This window comes from Stenotrophomonas sp. 2YAF22, from assembly GCF_052114665.1.
In the GTDB taxonomy this organism is placed as follows: Bacteria; Pseudomonadota; Gammaproteobacteria; order Xanthomonadales; family Xanthomonadaceae; genus Stenotrophomonas; species Stenotrophomonas indicatrix.
Genome location: NZ_JBFRFE010000406.1, coordinates 1 through 3,984 on the forward strand (window position 1 = coordinate 1; position 3,984 = coordinate 3,984).

Annotated in this window: 5 protein-coding genes; all 5 read right to left on the reverse strand. The window is 65.6% G+C overall.

Annotated elements, in window-relative coordinates; genetic code table 11:
- A partial coding sequence (locus AB4Y84_RS15405; RefSeq protein WP_442250389.1) for an ABC transporter permease occupies nucleotides 1–592 on the reverse strand: 592 nt, incomplete at its 3' end.
- A gap of 23 nt (nucleotides 593–615) precedes the next feature.
- Nucleotides 616–1,065: a hypothetical protein gene (locus AB4Y84_RS15410; protein WP_363731233.1), complete on the reverse strand. Its 450-nt coding sequence runs from the start codon at nucleotides 1,063–1,065 to the stop codon at nucleotides 616–618.
- A complete protein-coding gene (locus AB4Y84_RS15415) occupies nucleotides 1,016–1,264 on the reverse strand; it encodes an FAD assembly factor SdhE (protein WP_089240366.1) in 249 nt (82 codons plus the stop codon). The genes AB4Y84_RS15410 and AB4Y84_RS15415 overlap by 50 nt, the downstream gene beginning before the upstream one ends.
- 73 nt (nucleotides 1,265–1,337) lie before the next feature.
- On the reverse strand, nucleotides 1,338–2,123 hold the full coding sequence (locus AB4Y84_RS15420) for a succinate dehydrogenase iron-sulfur subunit (RefSeq protein ID WP_025878815.1): 786 nt from the start codon (nucleotides 2,121–2,123) through the stop codon (nucleotides 1,338–1,340).
- Between the two features lie 66 nt (nucleotides 2,124–2,189).
- Nucleotides 2,190–3,980 (reverse strand): succinate dehydrogenase flavoprotein subunit, encoded by a 1,791-nt coding sequence (gene sdhA, locus AB4Y84_RS15425; RefSeq protein WP_025878814.1) that lies wholly within the window; start codon nucleotides 3,978–3,980, stop codon nucleotides 2,190–2,192.
- Between the last annotated feature and the right edge of the window lie 4 nt (nucleotides 3,981–3,984).

The window sequence follows — 3,984 nt, forward strand, 5'->3', positions numbered from 1 at the left end:
CGTTGTAACCGGCCTCGAAGATGCCGCTGACGGTGAAGCGCTTCATCCGCGGCACCGCGCCGGYTGGCGTGCCCTGCACTTCCGCGAAGGTCACCAGCACCTGGTCACCGACGTCCACGCCCAGCCAGACGGCCAGTTCCTTGCCCAGCAACAGGTTGAAGCTGCCCGGGGTCAGGCTGCCGTAGCTGCCCTTGGTGACCTTCTTGTCGATCACCGACACCTTCGGTTCCAGCGCCGGATCGATGCCCTGGATGATCGCACCCTGCACGCGCGGGCCGCTGATCATCGACTGGATCTCGATATACGGCGCAGCACCGGCCACGCGCGGATCCTTGCTGGCCACATCGACCACGCGCATCCAGTCCGGCATCGGCTCGCCGTCCCGGCTGATGGTGGTGTGCGCAGTCATCTGCAGCAGGCGGCTGCGGATTTCCTTCTGGAAACCGCTCATGACCGCCAATGTGGTGATCAGCACCGTCACCCCGAGCGCGATGCCCAGGATCGATGCCATCGAAATGAAGGAGATGAAGCCGTTGCGGCGCTTGGCGCGCAGGTAGCGCAGGCCAATGGCCACGGGAATGGGTTTGAACATGCAGGCACGCCAGTCGATTCAGCCTATGGTGCCACCGACCGGGGCTGACGGGAAACGGCGCGTGCGGATACGGCCAGTCGCAGTTCACGTCGTTGCCCGCGATCCAGCACATCCGGCCAGAACAACAGGCGTCGCCGGCGCCAGCCTTCGCGCCACTGCAGCAGCAGCCAGGGCCCGCGCACCACCAGTCGCGGCTCGGGAATGTCGTGGCCGTCCACGCGCAGCGGCTCGGGCGCGGGCGGCAGCTGCAGCAGCACGCGGGGCCGCCGCAGGCGCCAGGCCAGTTCGGCCAGGCCAAGCACCCAGACCCCGATCAGCGCGGGAACCAGATGGGCAGGGGGCAGATCCGAAGCGCGCAGCAGCCACGGCGCGGCCAACAGTACCGCCAACTGAGCGCCGGCCTGCAGCCGCGACGGGCGCCACTCAAGGCTTGAGGGCGAGGATCTTGTGCATGAGGGGGACGGCGTGCGCATGTGGACAGGCCTCGTAGCCCATGAACCAACGCCACAACTTATCGTCCTCGCAATCGAGCAGGAACAGGAAAACCTCGCGCTCTTCGGTCGGTGCACTGCTCCATTCGCGGTCCAGGTAGCGACCGAACAACTGGTCCAGTTCGCGCATGCCGCGCCGGCAACGCCAGCGCAGCTTCTTCAGCAGAACATCTTCTTCCATCGTGTCTCTCCAGATACAGCAAAGCCACGCATGGCGTGGCTCTGCTGGGGTCATGCAACTACCCGGCACCGTATCAGGCGCGGCGTTCCATCATCAGCTTCTTGATCTCGGCGATCGCCAGCGCCGGGTTCAGTCCCTTCGGGCAGGTCCGGGCGCAGTTCATGATGGTGTGGCAGCGGTACAGCTTGAACGGATCTTCCAGATCGTCCAGGCGCGCACCGGTGTCCTCATCGCGCGAATCGATGATCCAGCGGTAGGCCTGCAGCAGGATCGCCGGGCCCAGGTAACGCTCGCCGTTCCACCAGTAGCTCGGGCAGCTGGTCGAGCAGCACGCGCACAGGATGCACTCGTACAGACCGTCCAGCTTCTTGCGGTCTTCCGGCGACTGCAGGCGCTCACGGTCCGGCGGTGCCGGGGTCTGGGTGCGGATCCACGGCTTGATCGAGGCGTACTGCGCATAGAAGTGGGTCAGGTCCGGAACCAGATCCTTGACCACGTTCATGTGCGGCAGCGGGTAGATCGGCACTTCCTTCTTGCCGCAGTCCGAGATGGCTCGGGTGCAGGCCAGGGTGTTGGTGCCGTCGATGTTCATCGCGCACGAACCGCAGATGCCTTCGCGGCACGAGCGGCGGAAGGTCAGGGTCGGGTCGATCTCGTTCTTGATCTTGATCAGCGCGTCCAGGACCATCGGGCCGCAGGCGTCCAGATCGACGTCATAGGTGTCGGTGCGCGGATTGCTGTCGTCGTCCGGACTCCAGCGGTAGATCTTGAAGGTGCGCACGTTCTTGCCGCCGGTCTTGGCGGGGAAGTGCTTGCCCTTCGTGATCTTGGAATTCTTGGGGAGTGAAAACTCGGCCATGGCTGCTCTCGTTGGCTCAGGCGGCCCGCGCCCGAGGGCGCGGATTGCATGTTAGGCGGGGTCGGATCAGTACACGCGCGGCTTCGGAGGCACCACGGACACGTCATCAGTCAACGTGTACATGTGCACCGGACGGTAGTCGAAGCTGCACTTGCCCTTCTCGTCCACGCTGACCAGGGTGTGCTTCTGCCAATTGACGTCGTCGCGGTCCGGGAAGTCCTCGTGCGCGTGTGCGCCGCGGCTTTCCTTGCGCTGCTCGGCCGAGTTGATCGTCGCCACCGCGTTCAGCAGCAGGTTGTTCAGCTCGTAGGTCTCGATCAGGTCCGAGTTCCACACCAGCGAACGGTCGGAGACCTTCACGTCCTGGAACGAGTCGAAGATCTTGTCCATCTTCTCGCAGCCTTCCTTCAGCGTCTGGCTGGTACGGAAGACCGCCGCGTCGGCCTGCATGGTGCGCTGCATGCGATCGCGGATGACCGAAGTCGGGGTATCGCCGTTGGCGTGACGCAGCTTGTCCAGCAGGCCCAGCGCCTTGTCGCAGGCGTCGGCCGGCAGGGTCTTGTGCGCCGCGCCCGGGGTGATCGTCGCCGCGCAACGATTGGCCACTGCACGCCCGAACACCACCAGGTCCAGCAGCGAGTTCGAACCCAGGCGGTTGGCACCGTGCACCGAAACGCAGGCCGCTTCGCCGATGGCGTACAGGCCCGGCACGACTGCATCGGGGTTCTCGCCGTCCTTGCGCACCACTTCACCGTGGTAGTTGGTCGGGATGCCGCCCATGTTGTAGTGCACGGTGGGAATCACCGGGATCGGCTGCTTGTGCACGTCGACGCCGGCGAAGATGCGCGCGCTCTCGGCGATGCCCGGCAGCTTGTCGTCGATCACGCCCGGGCCGAGGTGGGTCAGGTCGAGCAGGATGTGGTCCTTGTGCTCGCCCACGCCACGGCCTTCGCGGATCTCGATGGTCATCGAACGGCTGACAACGTCGCGCGAGGCCAGGTCCTTGTAGTGCGGTGCGTAACGCTCCATGAAGCGCTCGCCGCTGCTGTTGCGCAGGATGCCGCCTTCACCGCGGACACCCTCGGTGATCAGGCAGCCGGCGCCGTAGATGCCGGTCGGATGGAACTGCACGAACTCCATGTCCTGCATGGCGATGCCGGCGCGCATGGCCAGGCCGCCACCGTCGCCGGTGCAGGTGTGCGCCGAGGTGGCGCTGAAGTAGGCGCGGCCGTAGCCGCCGGTGGCCAGCACCACGCCCTGGGCGCGGAACAGGTGCAGCGTGCCGTCGGACATGTCCAACGCCAGCACACCACGGCAGGCACCTTCGTCATCGAAGATCAGGTCGAGCGCGAAGTACTCGATCATGAAGCGCGCGTCGTGCTTCAGCGACTGCTGGTACAGCGTGTGCAGCATCGCGTGGCCGGTACGGTCGGCCGCCGCGCAGGTACGCTGCGCCGCCGGGCCTTCGCCGTACTGGGTGGTCATGCCACCGAACGGACGCTGGTAGATCTTGCCTTCGGCGGTGCGGCTGAACGGCACGCCGTAGTGCTCGAGCTCGATGATCGCCGGAATCGCTTCACGGCACATGTACTCGATGGCGTCCTGGTCGCCCAGCCAGTCCGAACCCTTGATGGTGTCGAAGAAGTGGTAACGCCAGTCGTCCTCGCCCATGTTGCCGAGCGCGGCGGAGATACCACCCTGGGCGGCAACCGTGTGCGAACGGGTCGGGAAGACCTTGGTCAGGCACACGGTCTGCAGGCCCTTGGCGGCCAGGCCGAACGTGGCACGCAGGCCGGCGCCGCCGGCGCCCACCACGACCATGTCGTACTTGTGTTCGGTAATCTTGTAAGCGGACATCTAG

Bases quoted from the DNA above. Each gene is read 5' to 3' on its own strand.
- AB4Y84_RS15410 (WP_363731233.1), bottom strand. From the start codon at position 1,065: ATGCGCACGCCGTCCCCCTCATGCACAAGATCCTCGCCCTCAAGCCTT.
- AB4Y84_RS15415 (WP_089240366.1), bottom strand. From the start codon at position 1,264: ATGGAAGAAGATGTTCTGCTGAAGAAGCTGCGCTGGCGTTGCCGGCGC.
- AB4Y84_RS15420 (WP_025878815.1), bottom strand. From the start codon at position 2,123: ATGGCCGAGTTTTCACTCCCCAAGAATTCCAAGATCACGAAGGGCAAG.
- sdhA (WP_025878814.1), bottom strand. From the start codon at position 3,980: ATGTCCGCTTACAAGATTACCGAACACAAGTACGACATGGTCGTGGTG.